At 57.6% G+C, this 18,968-nt stretch carries 19 protein-coding genes and 1 tRNA gene; 11 read left to right on the top strand and 9 right to left on the bottom strand.

Going from position 1 to position 18,968, the window contains the following annotated elements; translation table 11 throughout:
* Positions 1–126: 126 nt before the first annotated feature.
* The 3 genes from Q0802_RS24700 to Q0802_RS00795 form a co-directional block, all read right to left on the bottom strand.
* Positions 127–342 (bottom strand): integrase, encoded by a 216-nt coding sequence (locus Q0802_RS24700; RefSeq protein WP_366523286.1) that lies wholly within the window; start codon positions 340–342, stop codon positions 127–129.
* Positions 342–1,451, bottom strand: coding sequence for a hypothetical protein (locus tag Q0802_RS00800; RefSeq protein ID WP_298912166.1), 1,110 nt, complete (start codon positions 1,449–1,451; stop codon positions 342–344). The genes Q0802_RS24700 and Q0802_RS00800 overlap by 1 nt, the downstream gene beginning before the upstream one ends.
* A gap of 91 nt (positions 1,452–1,542) precedes the next feature.
* Positions 1,543–1,618, bottom strand: a tRNA-Thr gene (locus Q0802_RS00795).
* A 176-nt stretch (positions 1,619–1,794) separates the two neighbouring features.
* Between Q0802_RS00795 and Q0802_RS00790 the strand changes: the two genes are divergently transcribed.
* Entirely contained in the window at positions 1,795–2,619 is an 825-nt protein-coding gene (locus Q0802_RS00790) for a hypothetical protein (protein ID WP_366523285.1), read from the top strand.
* 5 nt (positions 2,620–2,624) lie between these two features.
* Here Q0802_RS00790 and Q0802_RS00785 read toward each other — a convergent pair whose 3' ends face one another.
* The 3 genes from Q0802_RS00785 to Q0802_RS00775 form a co-directional block, all read right to left on the bottom strand.
* A complete protein-coding gene (locus Q0802_RS00785; RefSeq protein WP_298912161.1) occupies positions 2,625–3,413 on the bottom strand; it encodes a 2OG-Fe(II) oxygenase in 789 nt (262 codons plus the stop codon).
* 87 nt (positions 3,414–3,500) lie between these two features.
* Positions 3,501–4,595, bottom strand: a complete 1,095-nt coding sequence (locus tag Q0802_RS00780) for a Gfo/Idh/MocA family oxidoreductase (protein ID WP_298912159.1) — start codon at positions 4,593–4,595, stop codon at positions 3,501–3,503.
* Between the two features lie 10 nt (positions 4,596–4,605).
* Complete coding sequence (locus Q0802_RS00775; protein ID WP_298912156.1) at positions 4,606–5,313, bottom strand: GntR family transcriptional regulator; 708 nt, start codon at positions 5,311–5,313, stop codon at positions 4,606–4,608.
* A gap of 101 nt (positions 5,314–5,414) precedes the next feature.
* Between Q0802_RS00775 and Q0802_RS00770 the strand changes: the two genes are divergently transcribed.
* From Q0802_RS00770 to dctP, 6 genes are all read left to right on the top strand, one after another.
* The gene (locus Q0802_RS00770) at positions 5,415–6,569 is read left to right on the top strand and encodes an LLM class flavin-dependent oxidoreductase (protein WP_298912155.1); all 1,155 of its coding nucleotides are present in this window, start codon (positions 5,415–5,417) and stop codon (positions 6,567–6,569) included.
* Positions 6,569–7,459: an aldo/keto reductase gene (locus Q0802_RS00765; RefSeq protein ID WP_298912152.1), complete on the top strand. Its 891-nt coding sequence runs from the start codon at positions 6,569–6,571 to the stop codon at positions 7,457–7,459. The genes Q0802_RS00770 and Q0802_RS00765 overlap by 1 nt, the downstream gene beginning before the upstream one ends.
* A gap of 20 nt (positions 7,460–7,479) precedes the next feature.
* Positions 7,480–7,983, top strand: coding sequence for a flavin reductase family protein (locus Q0802_RS00760; RefSeq protein ID WP_298913520.1), 504 nt, complete (start codon positions 7,480–7,482; stop codon positions 7,981–7,983).
* 75 nt (positions 7,984–8,058) lie between these two features.
* Positions 8,059–8,649 (top strand): TRAP transporter small permease, encoded by a 591-nt coding sequence (locus Q0802_RS00755; RefSeq protein ID WP_298912149.1) that lies wholly within the window; start codon positions 8,059–8,061, stop codon positions 8,647–8,649.
* A complete protein-coding gene (locus Q0802_RS00750) occupies positions 8,649–9,938 on the top strand; it encodes a TRAP transporter large permease (RefSeq protein ID WP_298912146.1) in 1,290 nt (429 codons plus the stop codon). Before Q0802_RS00755 ends, Q0802_RS00750 begins: the two co-directional genes overlap by 1 nt.
* Positions 9,939–9,963: 25 nt before the next feature.
* Positions 9,964–11,022, top strand: coding sequence for a TRAP transporter substrate-binding protein DctP (dctP, locus tag Q0802_RS00745; protein ID WP_298912143.1), 1,059 nt, complete (start codon positions 9,964–9,966; stop codon positions 11,020–11,022).
* Positions 11,023–11,059: 37 nt separating this feature from the next.
* Here the strand turns inward: dctP and Q0802_RS00740 are convergent, their stop codons facing one another.
* Complete coding sequence (locus Q0802_RS00740; RefSeq protein WP_298912140.1) at positions 11,060–11,530, bottom strand: tetratricopeptide repeat protein; 471 nt, start codon at positions 11,528–11,530, stop codon at positions 11,060–11,062.
* 18 nt (positions 11,531–11,548) lie between these two features.
* Here Q0802_RS00740 and Q0802_RS00735 point away from each other — a divergent pair, with 18 nt between their 5' ends.
* Positions 11,549–12,817, top strand: a complete 1,269-nt coding sequence (locus tag Q0802_RS00735; protein ID WP_298912137.1) for a cytochrome c peroxidase — start codon at positions 11,549–11,551, stop codon at positions 12,815–12,817.
* Here Q0802_RS00735 and Q0802_RS00730 read toward each other — a convergent pair.
* Together Q0802_RS00730 and Q0802_RS00725 are read right to left on the bottom strand one after the other, a co-directional pair.
* A complete protein-coding gene (locus tag Q0802_RS00730) occupies positions 12,814–14,127 on the bottom strand; it encodes a GH1 family beta-glucosidase (RefSeq protein ID WP_298912134.1) in 1,314 nt (437 codons plus the stop codon). The genes Q0802_RS00735 and Q0802_RS00730 overlap by 4 nt on opposite strands.
* A 10-nt stretch (positions 14,128–14,137) precedes the next feature.
* The gene (locus Q0802_RS00725; RefSeq protein ID WP_298912131.1) at positions 14,138–15,160 is read right to left on the bottom strand and encodes a substrate-binding domain-containing protein; all 1,023 of its coding nucleotides are present in this window, start codon (positions 15,158–15,160) and stop codon (positions 14,138–14,140) included.
* A gap of 254 nt (positions 15,161–15,414) precedes the next feature.
* Here Q0802_RS00725 and Q0802_RS00720 point away from each other — a divergent pair, with 254 nt between their 5' ends.
* The 3 genes from Q0802_RS00720 (at position 15,415) to Q0802_RS00710 (ending at position 18,950) form a co-directional block, all read left to right on the top strand.
* Positions 15,415–16,770, top strand: coding sequence for an ABC transporter substrate-binding protein (locus Q0802_RS00720; RefSeq protein ID WP_298912128.1), 1,356 nt, complete (start codon positions 15,415–15,417; stop codon positions 16,768–16,770).
* 75 nt (positions 16,771–16,845) lie between these two features.
* Entirely contained in the window at positions 16,846–17,826 is a 981-nt protein-coding gene (locus tag Q0802_RS00715) for a sugar ABC transporter permease (RefSeq protein WP_298912125.1), read from the top strand.
* Positions 17,826–18,950 (top strand): carbohydrate ABC transporter permease, encoded by a 1,125-nt coding sequence (locus tag Q0802_RS00710; protein WP_298912122.1) that lies wholly within the window; start codon positions 17,826–17,828, stop codon positions 18,948–18,950. Before Q0802_RS00715 ends, Q0802_RS00710 begins: the two co-directional genes overlap by 1 nt.
* Positions 18,951–18,968: the final 18 nt, after the last annotated feature.

The raw sequence follows: 18,968 nt of genomic DNA, 5'->3' as shown, positions 1-18,968 counted from the left end.
GTTGGTTGGGGAGTTGCGTCTCTTGCCACCGAAAATTGTGTTGATCTGTTCATTAAGGCGAAGCTCGATTGTGTCGAAGGTCACTTTGAGGCCGGATATGACTGGAAAGTAGTTTCCGAGCGCTGATCATAGTTTCGATTTTACCGCCCACCTAAGATACTCGTTCAGTCTTGCCCGCGGTGAACCGTAAGTTGTCTCCGCTATTGCGGAGGATGAATGCCCGAGAAAACCGTGGCGAACCTCCACAGGTGCACCTGCGTCTCTTAGTTTGTCAGATACTCGGTGTCTCAGGCCGTGCACAGTAAGCCGCTTGTCTTTGGTCTCCGCACGAACGGCTTTCATCAAAGCCGCAGAGGCCGCGTCAGCGCCCCTATCTCGAGCGTATCGAGCGAAGCAGGTTCTCCTGAGCCAACACCCTCAAGGGCTTCCTCAGCGGCTGTCAAGGTGCCTCCAGCAAGGGGAACAGAGCGGTTGCTTGAGGCTGTCTTATGGTCGCGAATTGCATTGGGGCGAACAAGAATATGAGGTGTCTCTGCATCAAGGACGATGTCTTCGTAACAAAGACCAGCAATTTCACCGAGCCGCATACCTGTCCCTTTCAACAATCGCCACATCACTGGAAGCTCCTTGGTTCGACCTTCCTTGAGCCGCTCTTCCACATTCTCAATCAAACCGTCTGGCAATGGCAGCTTCTTGTTCACCTTCGGGCCAGTGTCTTTGGGCCACGGAAGGCCGATGAACGGGTTCTTTGTGTCGATGTCACCTTCACGCATGGCATGGTTGACCATAGCAGCGATGATTTTGCTCTCCTTAGAGCATGTAGCGACAGACAGCGGCTGACCATCTGACTTAGTAGTCTTGAGCATCAGGTCCATGTAGCGCCTGCCGTGATCTCGTCGCAGCCCCTCGAGGGTCACCTCATCGAGCGGTCCTAGGGCTTCCTCAAGACGGCGTGTAATCCGGTCAAGACGGACAATCTCATTATCAGGAAACCGCTTGTCCCGAGCATACATCATCTTGGCGTCCTGCAGTGACAGTTCAGGAGCATCGGCGTCCGGGTTCACCAAGGCCTTCAACAACAGCGGGTCAGTATTAGGCTGCTCCGAGAGGCCCTTGGCAATCTCCCTAGCGGCAAACTCTGGGTCTTCTTCGAGGCCAATGGTCTCAGACGCCAGCTTTTCGCGCTTAAGCAGTGCTTCATACCATCTTTCGATTGGTAATCTCGTGTCATTGCCATCGATACGGCTGCGGACCTCGGACACCATCCGGTCGAACTCTTGCATGATGGCCTGATATTCTCGATGAAAAGCGAGGCCGTCGCGATTTTTGATGTGAACCTGCAAGGCTGGCTCGCCAAGCATCTCAGCAACATCTTTCGGAAACCGTCTTCTAAACCTCAAAACCCCGTTTGGCCGCTTATCCACATGTTTGATTTTGGTGCTTAGGGCCATCTTTGTGTCCTCGATGTGTGTCGCCGTGTGTGTCGTGATAGACAGCCGAACGCGATATAATCAAGGAAATAAAGGGTTTCTTAGAGAGAAATGGTGCCCCCACACGGACTCGAACCGCGGACCTACTGATTACAAATCAGTTGCTCTACCAGCTGAGCTATAGGGGCTCTAAGCGGTCGTTTAGTCAGTTTGATCGCACCGTGCAAGAGGGGAAATCATCTTTGTTTCGGTTTGAATACCACGCTCTCTCAAGCTAGCGTGTCGTGAGGTAATTTCCTGGGCTTGACGCATTATGCAACTGGTTTTCCACACTGGCGCTCATTTTACAGAAGAAGAGCGGCTCATGAAATGCCTGTTGCGCAACAAGGAGGCCTTCAAGGCGCGAGGTGTGGCAGTTCCTGGTCCTGGAAAGTACCGTCGTCTGTTGCGTGAGACCATGAATGCGATGGCAAGCTCTGATGCGTCCGAGAATGCGCGAGAGGTTTTGCTGGACGCTATTCTGGATGACGAAAACGCGGATCGCGTCTTGCTATCGAACGCGCATTTCTTTGGCGCGCCCAGAGCAGCGGTGCGCAGAGGCATGCTTTATCCCAATGCGCCTGAGCGGATGGTCTACATGTCTGAAATTTTTGGCGAGGATCAGATCGAACTGTTCATGGCTCTGCGCAATCCCGCCAGTTTTCTGCCCGCAGCATTTGCAAAGTCACCGCGCGACGGGTTGGGGAGTTTCATGGGCGGCGTAGACCCCCTTGCAGTCAGATGGTCAGACACCTTACTGCGTATTCGCGAAGCAGCCCCGGAGGTATCCATTACGGTTTGGTGCAACGAGGATGCCCCCCTCATTTGGTCCGGGATCATTCGCGACATGGCCGGGCTCGAACAGGGCGAAGACGTCATCGGCGGATTCGATCTGCTGACGGAGATCATGGTGCCCGAAGGAATGGTCAGGTTTCGTCATTACCTGGAGACACATGCCGACATGACCGAAACCCAGAAACAGCATGTCGCGGTTGCGTTTCTCGACAAGTTCGCCAGGGAAGATGCGATCGAAGAAGAGCTTGATATGCCTGGCTGGACAGACGAGTTGGTGTCTGAGCTGACCGAGATTTACGACGAGGACGTTCTGGATATTGCCCGGATTTCGGGCGTGAAATTGCTGTCACCCTGACAGGTTCAGGCCTCTCTTCCATAAAAGCCCATGCGTTCCTCTTTGCTGAACATCACCCCGGGCCGGTCGTAATAGGTGAAAACGGTGACAATTCGCGGCACCTGCCCAATGACGGGGGCGACACGATGCGCGGTATTTTTTCCCTTGAAGACATTCAAGGTGCCGGCCTCCGCCCTGAATGACTTTACCTCCGGATCGTCGCCGTTCAAAAGTTTTGCGACACCGTCGTAGTTTGGATCGTCATCAGTGCGCAGCTCAGAGCGATAGATGAATTCGCCCCCTTCCAATGGGGCCTGCAGCAGCAATGTGGTGGTGAATTGCGATCTGTCGAAGTGCCAGTTCAACCCCCACCCTTCAGGATACCCCATGACGTTGAAACGGGCGAGGGGGTCAGGCATGGGATAAAGGGCGTCGTGATCCATGGTGCGGGCGAGAAAGTCAGCCAAAGGTTGCCAGGAATAGATGTCGTCCACCGGCGTGCCTTCGCACTGGTCCGCGCATAGCGTGTAGTTACGGGTTTCAACTTCCTTCAATGCAGGATGCCCGGCAGGCAAATCCGGCATCGGCTTGAAGTAGATGTTATGACGGCGCGCATGTGTAAACGCCTCTTGCGCGTTGAGCCGCGGTGATGTTTCAGCGACCGTTCTCGCAATCGCTTCCGGCAGCATGAAACCTTCGAGGTTGAACATCCCATCACGGGCGAGGTCTGCCTTGCACTGTGCGACCAGCGCCTTGCAGGCAGCACTTTCGGGCAGATGCAACGGGTAACGATCCAGATCAACGGGCGGCAACATGGCACTTCCTTTTCAAGCTGATGAAAAGGGACCTGAGCTGGCGCGCAGGGTCAACCACCATTTCGTCGCGCGATGTCGTTTTTTAGACTAAAGCGCCACGGCCTGACCTGTGGCTGCCGATTGCTGCGCGGCCATGCCTATTCTCACCGCCCAGAGCCCGTCCTCAAAAGATACGTCCGGTTGAGAGCGCGCACCGTGCAACAAGGCCAGAAAACCCTGGTGTTGGTAAAAGGTCGATCCGTTATGATCGCCGGCTTCGAGCAACGTCGGATCGACAGGGATTTCGCGGATTTCTGGGCGTTTCGGTGCGCGGGGGCTGATTTCAAGAATTGGCGTCGGTGAAGGTCCGAGATCAGCAGGCCAGAACCGGGTGGGGCCGGGAACATGGGCCTCGATTTTTCCGGCGGCACCCACTGCGGAAATGACCTCCTGATAGCGTGCGCCTTCAGCAAACATGCAAAGCTCCAACAGCGCCCGTGCACCGCCCTCGAAATCGACAATGACGTAGCCGTTGTCCAGAATGTCGGGCACGGCACCGTCATAAGTTTCGTCCAGATGGTTCACATCCTGCCCGGCACTGGCCATGACGCGGATCGGATCGGTGCCGATAATCAGACGCATGAGGTCGAAGAAATGGCAGCATTTCTCGACAAATGTGCCGCCGGTCTGCTGGCTGAACCGGTTCCAGTTGCCAACCTTTGGCAAAAAGGGAAATCGGTGTTCGCGGATCGTCAGCAGTCTGGTGCCCCCGGTCACAGCGTCTGCGTCCTGCAGTAAGGCAGCAATGGGCGGCATGTAGCGGTATTCCATCGCTACCCAGATCGGCGCGGGATAGGAGGCTGCAATCTGCGTCAGAGTGGGAATGTCATCGGGATCGGTGAGCAGGGGCTTTTCCACCAGCAAAGGCAGCGGCCGTTTGGCGGCAATTTCGGTGATTTGTGCTGCGTGACAGAAATTTGGGCTGGTGATCACCACACAATCCAGTTCAGCCATGGCCAGCAGATCGCCCAGGCTCTCCACGAATTTCGCATCCGGCGCAAGCTGCGCCGTGATTGCGCGCATCCCCGCATCGGGTTCGAAAATCGCGGTTACAGCGGTGTCCGGCAGCAGGGCGATGTTCTTGATGTGCTCCTGGCCCATCATGCCGCAGCCAATCAGGCCGTATCGCGTGGTCTTGGTCATTGGGGTGTCCTTATTTCAGCCGTTGCACGTAGACGGCTTTGGCGGTGTCAAACCATGTGCGTGAGAATTCGATGGGATGGGGCTGGTCGGACCAGCTGAACCGTTCAATATAGCCGCTGGGTTGACCCGAGGATCCGAAAAGGGACGGGGTCCAGTCGGGCAGGGCGCCGATGCTGACCCGGTCTTCTGCGCGGGTGATCCAGAAGTGGAGACGTTTGAGATAGGTCTGATAGAGAGAATCAGACAGCAGATCCGCGCTCAATTCCCCGACGCTGGCATCCAGCCAGATTTCTTCCACCGCAATTGCTACATCATTGAGGTAGCGCTGCCGCCGGATGCGGGTCGCGCGACTGCTGGTGCCAAAGGGCGGCAGATCGGAGGGTTTGATCTGACTTTCGACCGACAGGATATCGGCTGTGGGCAGGCCGCCGCCAGACAGCAATTCAAGCCGGAACATGGCATAGACACCGGCAGCCTTGGCCGATTTGCGGATGTAGTTGCCGGAACCCTGCACCCGGCGCAGCAGGCCTTTGCTTTCCAGATCAGCCAGCGCCTTGCGTAATGTCCCTATGGAGGTGCCAAGCGCCTGCGCCATCTCGCGCTCTGGCGGCAAACGCTCACCATCCAGCAAGCGACCGGCATCAATGTCCCGGATGAGCAGTTCGCTCAACTGGATATATTTGGGCAGGGCGTTTGCATTTTGCTGGGACAGGGCCATCGAACAGTGCCGTGGAAATTGAAAATTGATACACCATTGATCTACCAGTTTGCGAATGCTATTCAAGAGGAAATCAACGCAATCCGCGCAAAGGGACATTTATGACGATCGTGCCGGTAACCTCAGCTGATCTGGATGCGGCAGAAGTGTCGTGGTTTTCTGCGCTTTGCTCGGATGACTATCAGTTTCTGGGCGTGCCGGATGGTGATTTACGCTCAAGCTGGGCGCATTGTTCTGACATCGTGAAAACCGCAGAAGCACAGGGATTCCGCAACATCCTGTGTCCGTCCTCCTATCAGGTGGGGCAGGACACGCTGAGCTTTGTCGCAGGATGCGCGCCGATTACGTCGAAAATCAACCTGCTGGCAGCGGTGCGTTGCGGCGAAATGCAACCCATCATGCTGGCGCGCACCATTGCAACGCTCGATCACATGCTTGAAGGGCGTCTGACGGTCAATATCATCAGTTCTGATTTCCCCGGTGAAAAGGCGGACAGCAGTTTCCGGTATCAACGGTCGCGCGAGGTCGTCGAGATCCTCAAACAGGCCTGGACACAGGACGAGATCAACCATCAGGGCGAGGTCTATCAATTCTCCAGCGTGACATCGGACCCGGCAAAACCCTATCAGACCGGAGGGCCGCTGCTGTATTTCGGCGGGTATTCTCCGGCCGCACTCGATCTGTGTGCGGAACATTGTGACGTCTACCTGATGTGGCCCGAGCCCAAGGAACAGATAGCGGGCCGGATGCAGGCGGTACACGCCCGCGCGGCAGAAAAAGGCCGGACGCTGGATTACGGATTGCGCGTGCATATGATCGTACGCGACACCGAAGCCGAGGCCAAGGAATACGCGGATTACATCGTCTCCAAGCTGGATGACGACTATGGTCGCAAAATCCGTGAACGCGCTCTGGATGCGACTTCTCTGGGTGTGTCGCATCAATCCAAAAACCGCGATATTGCCGATGAATTTGGCTACGTGGAACCGCATCTGTGGACAGGCGTGGGGCGCGCGCGGTCCGGCTGTGGTGCGGCGCTGGTGGGGTCTGCCGATCAGGTCCTGTCAGAGATCGAAGCCTATCAGAAAATGGGCATCCGCGCGTTCATCTTTTCCGGCTATCCCCATATTGATGAAGCCGAACATTTTGGTCGTTTGGTGATGCCGCATCTGAAAACCTGTTCATTGCCAGAGGCTTACGGACGTGTGCCGACCGCGGCACCCATGACACCGCTTGCCGCAGGAGATCGCCGCTGATGGACCGTGTAGCCCTTTCCGACACGCTTGACTTCAGCCGCATTGTCTATGGCATGTGGCGGCTTGCCGATGATGAAAACACATCGCCCGAACATGTGCGCGCCAAGATCGACGCCTGTTTAGCCCAGGGCATCACGACCATGGATCAGGCCGATATCTACGGCGGCTATGTCGCCGAAGACGTGCTGGGGGCCTGTCTGAAACAAAGCCCCGGGCTGCGCGACAAGCTCGAAATCGTCACCAAATGCGACATCGTCGCACCGATTGGCAAGTACAGTGACCGGCGGGTGAAATATTACGACACTTCTGCTGCGCATATTCAGGCCTCCGTCGAGGCGTCGCTAAGCTATATGGGGATCGAGCAGATCGACTTGCTGCTCATTCACCGGCCCGACCCGATGATGGATGCCGCCGAGACCGGTGCAGCCCTCGACGCGCTGATCCAAAGCGGCAAGATTCGGGAGGCTGGCGTGTCGAATTTCCGCCCCTGGGACTGGGATTTGCTGCAATCGGCGATGAGCAATCCTCTGGTGACCAATCAGATCGAAGTGTCGCTTGCCGCGCGCGACAGTTTGACAAATGGCGATCTGGCGCATCTGCAACAGCATCGGATCAGCCCGATGGCCTGGTCGCCGTTGGGCGGGGGCAGTTTAATGACGGACAGCAGTGATCTGACTGCAAACATGGACCGTGTGGCGGAGGCGCAAGGTGTGGACCGTGCCGCCGTCGCCGTGGCCTGGCTGCTGGCGCATCCGGCGGGCATCTTGCCGGTCATGGGCACCAATACATTGTCGCGGATCGCCAGTTTCAGCGATGCGCTGCGCGTGGAAATGGACCGCCAGACATGGTTCGAGCTTTATGAGGCCGCAAACGGTCAGGAGGTGCCATAATGGCAGATGGTTCACGTCAGATGACGCAATTGCGCCCTTTCATGCCCGCCGCAGATACCGCGCGCCAGTTTCGCGACGCACTTGGCCAATTCTCAACTGGTGTGACCGTTGTGACCGCGCAGACACCGACGGGTCCGATCGGCATGACGGCAAATTCGTTTTCCAGTATTTCGATGGATCCGCCGCTAGTGATGTGGAGCCCGGCCAAATCGTCAAGCCGGTTTCAGCATTTCAACGCTGCGAAACATTTTGCGATCCACGTCATGGCCTCCGAACACGAAGATATCGCCATGGGCTTTGCCCGTTCCGGTCAGGCTTTCGATGGGTTGGACGTGGAATTGAACGCCCAAGGCGTGCCGTTGCTGGGCGACTGTCTGGCGCGATTTGAATGCAGCACATACCAGATACACGATGCAGGCGATCATGCGATCGTACTGGGGCGTGTCCTGTCAGCTGCTTCCCGGGAGGGGGAGGCGCTGATTTTCTGCCAAGGCCGTTTCAGACGGTTTGACAACCGGCCCTAAACACGGGCCAATAACACGAACGGCGCAGACCGTTTGAAAGCTCGCAAAAGCGGGCAACAGGGAGGAGGCTCCGATATGGGAGCACTGCTGGCGGTGATGACACCGCTCCGGCTGGTGAATGAGGCGTTGCTCACCTTGGGCAGGGCCATTGGCGTGTTCGCTGTGGCGGCCATGGTGGTGGCGATCCTCATTCAGGTGTTTTACCGCTATGCGCTGAACAATGCGCTGCCCTGGCCCGATGAGGCCGCACGGTTTTGTATGTTGTGGATGACGGGCCTGATGGCGCCAACGGCCTTCCGGCGCGGCGGTTTCGTGGCCATCGACACGCTGATCCGCCTTTTGCCGGTGCGGCTGGGTGCGCTGATCAGCCTGTTTCTGCTTTTTGTCAGCCTGGGTGTGCTGATTGTCGCGGTGCAAATCGGTTGGTCGGAAGTCACTGGATTTGCCGGGAAATTCGCAACCGCCTCGCTTTATGTTCCTATGGATTTGAGTTTCGAGACCTGGCTGCGCGTCCCGCGTAGCTGGATGATGGCTTCGCTGCTTTTGGGAATCATCCTGCTGATTTCGGTCAATGTGGAACTGATCCTGCGGGCCATCGTGAAAATGATGGGTGGCGAAGACCACTTGCCCGCCATATCGCTCGAAGAACAAGTGGGAGCTGAATGATGCTGGTCTGGTTTCTCCCGCTTTTCCTTGTCTTCCTGATGATCGGCCTGCCGGTGTTTTTCGGCCTGCTCGCAGCGCCGGGCATTCTGCTCTGGCTGAACGGGCAAGAACGCGACATTACCCTGCTTTATCGTAACCTTTACAATGGGATGGACAGCTTTCCTCTCATGGCGATCCCCTTTTTCATGCTGGCGGGAGAGTTGATGAACCGCGGCGGGATCACCATGCGGCTGGTGGAATTCTCCCAAGCCATGATGGGGCATTTTCGCGGTGGTCTGGCGCATGTGAATATTCTGTCGTCGATGCTTTTTGCGGGTCTGTCGGGCTCAGCCGTGGCCGATACCTCCGCGCTGGGGTCGATGCTGATCCCCGCCATGGAAAAACAGGGCTATACCCGTAAATTTGCCGCCGCGATCACTGCGGCAAGCTCGGTGATCGGCCCGATCATTCCGCCCTCAGGCATCATGATCATTTATGCCTATGTGATGGGGGAAAGCGTTGCGGCGCTGTTTCTGGCAGGCATCGTGCCCGGCGTTCTGGTGGGCGTCGGACTGATGCTGATGGTCAAATACCAGGCCGACAAATACGATTTCCCGGTGGCCACAAAAAAGCATACATGGGGGGAACGCGGGCAGGCGAGCCTGAAGGCTTTCTTTCCGCTGCTGACGCCGGTGATCATTCTGGGCGGTATCCTTGCGGGTGTCTTTACCCCCACCGAAGCCGCCGCCGTGGCCGTGGCCTACGCGCTTTTCATCGGTATCTTCGTCATGCGGACGTTGAAGATCAGCGATTTGCCGGATGTTCTGAACCGCGCCGGGATCACATCCGCCGTTGTTCTGCTGCTGGTCGGTGCGGCGATGGCGTTCAAAACCGTTGTCAGCCTCAGCCACGCACCCGAGGCCATGGCGGAATTCGTGCTGGGTCTGACCAGCAATCCGCTGATCCTGCTTTTCCTGATCAACCTGCTCTTGTTCGTGGTGGGGATGTTTCTCGATGCCGGTCCGGCGATCATCATCCTTGGCCCCATCCTTGGCCCCATCTTTGTCAGCCTCGGGGTTGACCCGATCCACTTTGCGATCATCATGAGCGTCAACCTGACCGTGGGTCTGGCCACGCCGCCCATGGGGCTGGTGCTTTTTGTCGCCTCATCGGTATCGGGTGAAAGGGTGGAGACGATCTCCAAGGCGATCCTGCCATTTCTGGCAGTTGAAATTCTGGTGATATTCCTGATCACCTATGTTCCGGCAATATCCATGACAATCCCGCGTCTGACGGGCTTTGCGAATTAATGAAAAACCAACGGGAGAAAGCTTAATGCTGAAAAACACTCTGAAATCACTGACTGTGGCGGCCTTGCTGGCCGGGTCGGCCATCGCTGCATCCGCGGCCGATTACACGCTCCGGGCCACGGCCAACTCCAACGAAAACGACGAAGACTACGATGGTCTGGTGGTTTTCAAGAACTATGTTGAGGCCGCGTCCAACGGGGCCATCGAGGTGGAGCTTTTCATCGGCACGCAGCTTTGCGGCAATGGGGCGGAATGTCTGCAGGGCGTGGCGGATGGCTCCATCGACGTCTACATCTCCACATCCGGTGGGGCGTCGGGCATTTTCCCTTACGTGCAGGTTCTGGACCTGCCCTATCTGATGGCCGATGACCGGATCGCGGAGGCCGTTCTGACGGGCGATTTCACTCGCAAGCTGCGCAGCATGGCGCTTGAGGACTCCGGCGATTCCATTCGTCTGATGACCATCGGCAATACCGGCGGCTGGCGCAATTTTGCCAATACCAAGCGCCGCGTGGCGGCCCCGGCAGACATGGAAGGGTTGAAAATCCGCACCGTGGTTGCCGATTTGCCGCAGGAGCTTGTCAAGGCACTTGGCGCGGCACCGACGCCAATCCCGTGGCCCGAGCTTTTCACCTCCTTCCAGACAGGCGTGGTTGAAGGCTCCAAAAACGGCATCACCGACATCATGGGCATGAAATTTCCCGATGCTGGCCTGAAATACGTGACCCTCGACGGTCACGCCTACATGGGCGCGCTGTGGTGGATGAGCAATGCGCGCTTCATGGAGATGCCCGAAGACATGCGCCGCGTGGTTGTGGATGGTTTTAGCGCCTTGCAACAGGCGACATTCGCCTCACCCAAGCGCAAATCGATTGCCGCCTATGAACAGTTTGTCGCCGAAGGTGGTGATCTTTATGTGCCGACACCTGACGAAAAGGCGGCGTTCAAGGAAGCTGCTGCACCGGTTTATGACTGGTTCAAAGGCAATGTCGGTCGTGGCGAAGAAGTCTTTGACGCGCTGACTTCAGCGGTTGCGGAAGCCGAAGCCGAGGTCAATGCGGCGCGCGCGGCTGACCTGAACTGAACAGGACGTGGGGCGGTCTTATTGGGCCGCCCCATTGTTACCGGAACGGATACATCCAGACCTTGTAATCTGCGACCAGAACATGCGCCTTTTCGATCTCTTCCCGGGTCATCTTCTTGACGACCTCTTCCAGACTGATCGCCGCATCCGGGTCACCGCCGATGGCCGACAGCGTGTACCACATATAGGCGCGCACCAGATCGACAGCGGGCAGACCCCGACCCACCTCATAGTACCAGCCAACACCCGATTGCGCGCCCGGATGACCCTTCATCGCCGAGCGCAGATACCATTCGAACGCGCGGGTATCATCGCGCGGGACACCCAGCCCCATGGCGTACATCACGCCGATCAGTTCCTCCGCATCGGCGTTGCCCGACCGTGCCGCAGGCCAGAGCGCGTCATAGGCTGCCTCAAAGCGGCCTTCCTCCATCATGTCGCGCGCCTCTTCAATCTCGGCAAAAGCCGGAGTGGCAAGCAGCAGGGTGGCAAGAAGTATGGCGCGCATGGTCTGGTTTTCTCCTGTTTGGCCACCGTTGCCGGGGCAGGGGATCTGCCGCCGCCGCTGACTGCCGCAGATTTTCTGGAATTCGACAAGGCGCAGGCGGCGCTCGGTCACTCTTTGTTCTACGATACCATCCTGTCGGGCAACCGGAATATTGCCTGCGCCCATTGTCACCATCCTGATTTCGGCACCGGTGACGGTCTGTCGCTGGGCATCGGCGAAGGCGGGGTGGGGCTGGGTCCGGAACGCACCACCGGCACCGGGCCCTCGCGGATCGCCAAACGTATCCCCCGGAACGCGCCGGGCCTGTGGAACCTGGGCGCGCGCGATCTTGACGTGATGTTTCATGACGGTCGGCTGAGCCGGTCGGACATCTTTGGCAACGGGTTCAATTCACCGGCTGAGGAATGGCTGCCCAAGGGGCTGAATTCGCTGCTGGCGGCGCAGGCAGTATTTCCACTGGTTGCGCAGTTTGAAATGGCAGGCAATCCCGGTGAAAACGAGATCATCGGGGCTGTGCATGACCGGATTGACGCCGCCTGGCCGATTATCGCCAAACGGGTGCGTATTGAAGAAAAATATGGGCCCTGGTTTGTCGCGGCCTTTGATCATATCGACGCGCCCGATGAGGTGAGCATCGTCGAGATCGCCAATGCCCTTGCCGCTTTCATGGCGCAGGAATGGACCAGTATTGACAGCCCTTTTGATCTCTATCTTGCCGGTGACACATCCGCGCTCTCGGCGGATCAGCGGGCGGGCATGGCGCTGTTTTATGGCAAGGCAGAATGTGACACCTGCCATTCAGGGCCGCTGATGACCGATCAGGCGTTCCATGCCTTGGGTTTGCCAGCCTTCGGGCCGGGGCGTACGCGCGGTTTTGACCCCTACGCACGCGATGTGGGCCGCATGGGCGAAAGCAATCGCCTTGAAGACGCCTATGCGTTCCGCACGCCCATGCTGCGCAATGTGGCACGGACAGCGCCCTACGGTCACAACGGTGCCCACGCGACGTTGGAGGCTATGGTGCGCCACCATCTCGACCCGGTGGCGACACGTGCGATCTGGACACCGCAGGATGCGCATTTGCCTGACGCCCCCTGGCTTGCGGCCACGGATTTTGTCATTCAGTCCGACCGGCTGGAAATGGCCCGGCAGCGCCGCGCGATCACGCAAAAGCCCCGTCATCTGGAGGATGCCGAGATCAAACAGATTGTGGCCTTTCTGGAGAGCCTGACCGGGACGACAGTTGATGATCCGCCTTTTGGTGTGCCCAAGTGGTTTGAGCCTTAACCGGCGAGTGCTTTGGCCAGTGCATGGTAGGAGGCTTTGGGCGTGCGTTGCAGCGTGTCGAAATCCACGTGGATCAACCCGAACCGCTTCTCATATCCCAGCGCCCATTCGTAGTTGTCCATTAAGGACCAGAAGGTGTAACCCGCCAACGGCACGCCGTCTTCTATAGCTTTCCGGGCGGCACTTACGTGCTGGTTCAGGTAGTCGATACGCGCCTGATCCGGCACATCGACCGCGTCCGGGTTTGCCATGCCGTTTTCGGTGACATAAAGCGGCAAGCCTTTGGTGTAGGTTTCATTCACCCAGTTCAGGAAGTAGTGCAGCCCCTCGGGATAGATTTCCCAGCCCATCTGGGTCTTGGGTAGGGGGCCGGGCACTTCTGTGTGTGCGGGCCAGGCGCCGTCAACCGGAGCTATCCGTTTGCAGGTGTAGTAGTTCAGCCCGCACCAATCCAGCGGCTGGCCGATCAGGTCGAAATCATCCTGCCAGCCTTTTGGCATATGGGGTGCAAGCCCTTCCATCACGTCCTCGGGATATGTGCCTTTGAACAGACCGCCCAGAAAGAAGCGATTGTAATAGCCGTCATAAAGCCGCGCCGCCTCCGCGGCCTGCGCGCTGTCATCTGCCGGGTGTGCGTATTCGAAATTGCACACGGCCCCGAGGTTTTTCACCCCCAGCGCCCGCATGGCCTGAATGGCACGCCCGTGACCGGTCAGCACGTGGTGCATCGCATGGGCGGTCGCGCGAATGTCGCGCAGCCCCGGGGCGTGATGGCCCATGAAATGCGACAGCCACCCCACACACCAGGGTTCATTGATGGGGGCCGCACTGAAAACGCGATCGCCGATGCGTTTCATGATCACCGTGGTGTAATCAGCCAGCCAGTGCGAGATGTCGGGGTTGCGCCAGCCGCCCAGATCCGCAAGCGCCACCGGCAATTCCCAGTGATAAAGCGTGACCATGGGGTTCAGCCCGCGCGCCAATAACCCGTCAACCAACCGGTCGTAGAAATCCAGTCCTTCGGCATTGGGCTGGCCACGTCCTTCTGGCAGCACCCGTGCCCAGCTTGTGGAAAACCGGTAGGCATCCAGCCCGAGCGCCTGCATGAGGTCGAGATCTTCGTCCATGCGGTGATAATGATCGCAGGCGACATCGCCGTTTTCCGCACGCACGACATTGCCGGGCGTGGCCGCGAATGTGTCCCAGTGGGTTTTGCCCGCGCCCCCGAAGCTGTGGCCCTCGATCTGATAGCTGGAGGTGGCCGCGGCAAACTGGAAGCCTTCGGGAAAATCCGACCTGTTGAACTTCATGATATCCCTCTTACCCTACCGGCCCGGTTGACATGCCAATGACAAGCTCCGCGTCCCAAAGCTCCGTTTTGATCAGAGGCGTGGGGGCCATTATCTGCTCCATCAGCATTTCGGCACAACGCCGCCCCGCATCGCGCACGGAAGAGCGCATGGCGGTAAAGATCGGGGTCTCGGTCCCATTGGGCAGGTAGGAGATTTCATCGTCATAACAGAGCACCGAGACATCGCGCCCCATCTTCAGCCCGTGCTCTTCCAAGGCACGTCTGATGCCCAAAGCCGGCACAATCGACGATGTCACAAAAGCGGTCGGTGGGTCCGCACTGGCCAGCAACTCAAGCGTCGACTGGTAGCCGTGGGGTTCATTCATCTCTCCCGAGCGCATGATGGTTTCATCCGCTGCCAGGCCTGCCGATTGCAATGCTGAAAGATAACCGTCTCTGCGCCGTTGGGCGAAATCCATACGCTCCTGACCGTTGATCAGCCCGATCCGGCGATGTCCAAGATCCAGAAGATATTGGGTTCCCGTCTCGATTGCCCGGGTATTGTTCACGTCCATCCATGAATAGGGCAGGGTCACTTCCGAAGCGCGGCCATGCACCAGAAACGGAATGTCCAGATCTGCCAGAAACGCAATCCGCGGGTCATTGCGGGCAGGCGAATGCACGATGATCCCGTCCACAGCGCCTTTTTCCGCAACCCCCCGGTAGGCGCTCAATTCGTCCTCATCGCGCACCACGGTCAGGGTCATGTTATAGCCGTGCGTTGAATAGACCTCTCCAGCGCCTGCAATGAAATCCGCGAAAACGATGTTGACCATTTCACTTTGCTTGGAAAAGGGGATGATATGCCCGATGGACATCGACCGCCCCGTGGCAAGCGTTTGTGCGCGCACATTTGGACGGTAATTGTAGAGCTGCGCGGCTTCCGCGACGCGCTTTCGGGTGGCTTCATTAACCTCCGGATAGCCGTTTAGGGCTCGGCTTACGGTCGTCTGAGACAGGTTCAGCCGCTTTGATAGTTCTCGTAAATTCATGACACCTGATTGTCTCTGCGCGCAATTTATCCGGCATAGCCTATGCACCGTTGGGCTGTAGGTCAAAGTGGAAACACGCTTAAATCTGCGCAATATCCCTATCGCTTTGAATCCTATTGCGAAACCCAACCTTAAGTTGACAGAATTGTCTGCGTAGGTCACTTTTCCGCTATCCAAAGCGCTTTGAAGTGATTCTTAACGCTCAAATTTTGGGACAATCAGTGGCGGATCAAACGCCACACCGGGAGGAAATGATGAAAGCACGATTTTATGCTGGCGCCGCGGCGCTGGCTCTTTTCGCAGGTACGGCCCACGGCGATGGCCACCAGCCATTTGCGGTTGGCGAGGGCGATTTCAACTGGGACAGCTACAATGCAATCGCGGATGCCTATGACCTGAGCGGTCAAACCGTCGAAATCACCGGACCCTGGACCGGCAATGAGAAAGAGAAAGTCGACAAGGTCTTTTCCTATTTCACAACGGCGACCGGCGCGACCGTCAATTATTCCGGTTCCGACAGCTTCGAACAGGACATCGTGATTTCGACACGATCCGGCTCAGCGCCCAATCTTGCAGTTTTCCCGCAGCCTGGTCTGGCGGCCGATCTTGCAAGCCAGGGGTTGCTGACCCCATTGCCCGAAGGATCGGCAGACTGGATCAAGGAGAACTATGCGGCTGGCCAGTCCTGGGTTGATTTGGGCACCTATGCGAATGCCGATGGCGAGAATGCCACCTACGGGCTTTTCTACCGCGTCGATGTAAAGTCTCTGGTCTGGTATTCCCCGGAAGCTTTTGACGAAGCGGGCTATGACATTCCCGAAACCATGGAAGAGCTCAAGGAGCTGACCGACACGATCGTGGAAGAGGGGGGCACACCATGGTGTATCGGCCTGGGGTCCGGTGCCGCCACGGGATGGCCAGCAACCGATTGGGTTGAGGAAATGATGCTGCGCACGCAGTCACCCGCAGACTATGACGCCTGGGTTTCCAACGACATGAAGTTTGACGATCCCAAAGTGGTCGCGGCGATGGAAGAGTTTGGCTATTTCGCGCGAAACGATGCCTATGTGGATGGGGGCGCCTCTGCGGTGGCGAATACCGATTTCCGCGACAGCCCGGCGGGCCTCTTTTCGATCCCGCCCAAATGCTACATGCATCGGCAGGCGTCTTTCATTCCGGCTTTCTTCCCCGAAGGAACGGTTGTGGGTGAGGATGTCGACTTCTTCTATTTCCCGGCCTATGCGGAAAAAGATTTGGGTAAACCTGTGCTGGGGGCGGGAACGCTCTTTGCCATCACAAATCCATCGGAGGCCACAAACGCCTTCGTTGAATTCCTCAAAACACCCATCGCGCATGAGCTTTGGATGGCGCAGGGCGGCTTCCTGACACCGCATGCCGGTGTCAACACCGCCACCTATGCTGAAGACAGCCTGCGTGCTCAGGGGGACATTCTGCTGAATGCAACGACATTCCGGTTCGATGCCTCCGACCTGATGCCGGGCGAAATCGGTGCCGGGGCCTTCTGGACCGGGATGGTTGATTACACGACGGGTGCAGATGCCGAGGCCGTGGCCAAAGGCATTCAGGAACGCTGGGACGCCATCCAATAAATCTATAGGCGCAGACCGGTCCGGAGCGGTCGGTCTGCGCGTAACGCCATCTGAAGTAATGGGGGAGGAACGACCATGTCGCCACTGGTTCAAGGCATTGTAACCGTCATCATCGGCGTCGGTGGTTGTGTGGGGTATTTTTTCCTGTCCAACCTGATCCTCGACAAGGTGATCTTTCCGGCCCGTGGGGATAATCCCGGCGTGAACATCAACCGTGCCAATCTGGTACGTCCGTGGCTGTTTCTGCTGCCTGCCATGGGCGCTTTGGGGCTATATCTGGTCTATCCGGTGGTCGGTTCTTTCTGGCGCTCGCTCTACAACCGGGCGGGCGATGAATTCATCGGTTTTGGCAATTATGCGACGATGTTTTCCGATGACGGGTTTCAGACAGCGCTGTTTAACAACTTCCTGTGGGTGCTCGTGGTGCCGGCCTCCGCCACCTTCTTTGGCCTGCTGGTGGCCCAGCTTACCGACCGGCTCAGGTGGGGCAATATCGCCAAATCGCTGATCTTCATGCCCATGGCGATCTCCTTCGTGGGCGCTTCGCTGATCTGGAAATTCGTCTATGCCAATAACGCCGATATCGGTCTGATCAACGCGCTGCGGGATTTCTTTGGCGCGCAGGAGCCACTGGATGTGCTTCAGGTCCGGTTCTGGAACAACTTCTTCTTGATGTTCATTCTGGTCTGGATTCAGACCGGTTTCGCCATGGTCATTCTCTCGGCGGCCTTGCGGGGCATTCCCGAAGAAACCATCGAGGCGGCGATTATTGACGGTGCCAACCCGTTCCAGGTCTTTTTCAAGATCAAGGTGCCGCAGATCATGGGCACGATTGTGGTGGTCTGGACAACGATCACAATCCTGGTGCTGAAGGTTTTCGACATCGTCTACACCATGACCGGGGGTAATTTTGGCACTGAAATCCTGCCCAGTTACATGATGTCCTACATGTTCCGCGATGATGGGCGTGCGACCGCGGTGGCCTTTGTCATCATGATCATCGTGCTGCCGGTGATGATCTGGAATATCCGGCAAGCCAGAGCGGAGATGAGATAATGGACAATATCGCAGGTACAAAATCCTCTCTGAGCTGGGCCGTAAATATCTCGGTTATTCTACTTGTGGTGATCTGGCTGATCCCGACGGTTGGTCTGCTGGTGTCGTCATTCCGCGACCGGGATCAGATATCGGCATCCGGCTGGTGGTTGTCGCCCTTTGCAGTTGAGCAGAACTTTCAGGCGAAAATTCCGGCTGGCGAAGTGAAACAGGACGGTGATTTCTTCGTCATCGAGGGGAACATCTTTTCGGGGGGCGAAGGCGAAGTGATCCGCTTCGGCGGCGCGCGCTCCAACCCCACGGCCAATGCGGCGGGCGAGACGGCTGAACTGACCCGCGACCGCAGCCTGACCGTTCAGACCAACGGAGATTTCGTCTACCGCTCGCCCAAGGAAATCAAACGCGATCCGAGTGTTTATTATTCCACCGCGACCCCGCCGGAATTTTCCCTCGATAACTACCGCACCATCCTCTTCTCCAACAACATGGACATCGCGTTTATCAATACGCTGACGGTGACCATTCCGGCCACGATCATCCCCATTCTGATCGCGGCGTTTGCGGCTTATGCGCTGGCGTGGATGGATTTCGCGGGCAGGGGGCTGTTGATCGCGATTGTGGTCGGGCTGCTGGTGGTGCCGCTGCAATTGGCACTGGTGCCGCTCCTGCAATTCCACAACAAGATCGGGATCGGGCAGAGCTTTCTGGGCATCTGGATGGCGCATACCGGCTTCGGGCTACCGCTCGCGATATATCTCTTGCGCAACTACATGGTCGGATTGCCGCGTGACATCATCGAAAGCGCCAAGGTGGACGGGGCCACGGATTTCCAGGTCTTTACCAAAATCGTGCTGCCGCTGAGCTTCCCCGCGCTGGCCTCTTTTGCGATCTTCCAGTTCCTGTGGACGTGGAATGACCTGCTGGTCGCCAAAGTATTCCTGCCGTCGAATTCCGAAAGCTGGGTCATGACCGTGAAAATCGCCGATGACCTGCTGGGGTCGCGTGGTGGTGACTGGGGTATTCTGGCCGGGGCGGCCTTTATCTCCATTGCCGTGCCGCTGATCGTTTTCTTCACAATGCAACGTTATCTGGTGCGCGGTCTGCTGGCCGGGTCCGTTAAATAGAGAAAGCTCTGTTCCATG

It is taken from the genome of uncultured Roseobacter sp. (assembly GCF_947495275.1).
Taxonomy (GTDB): Bacteria; Pseudomonadota; Alphaproteobacteria; order Rhodobacterales; family Rhodobacteraceae; genus Roseobacter.
Note: the sequence above shows the minus strand (reverse complement) of the source record. Positions and strands in the feature narration are given on the sequence as shown.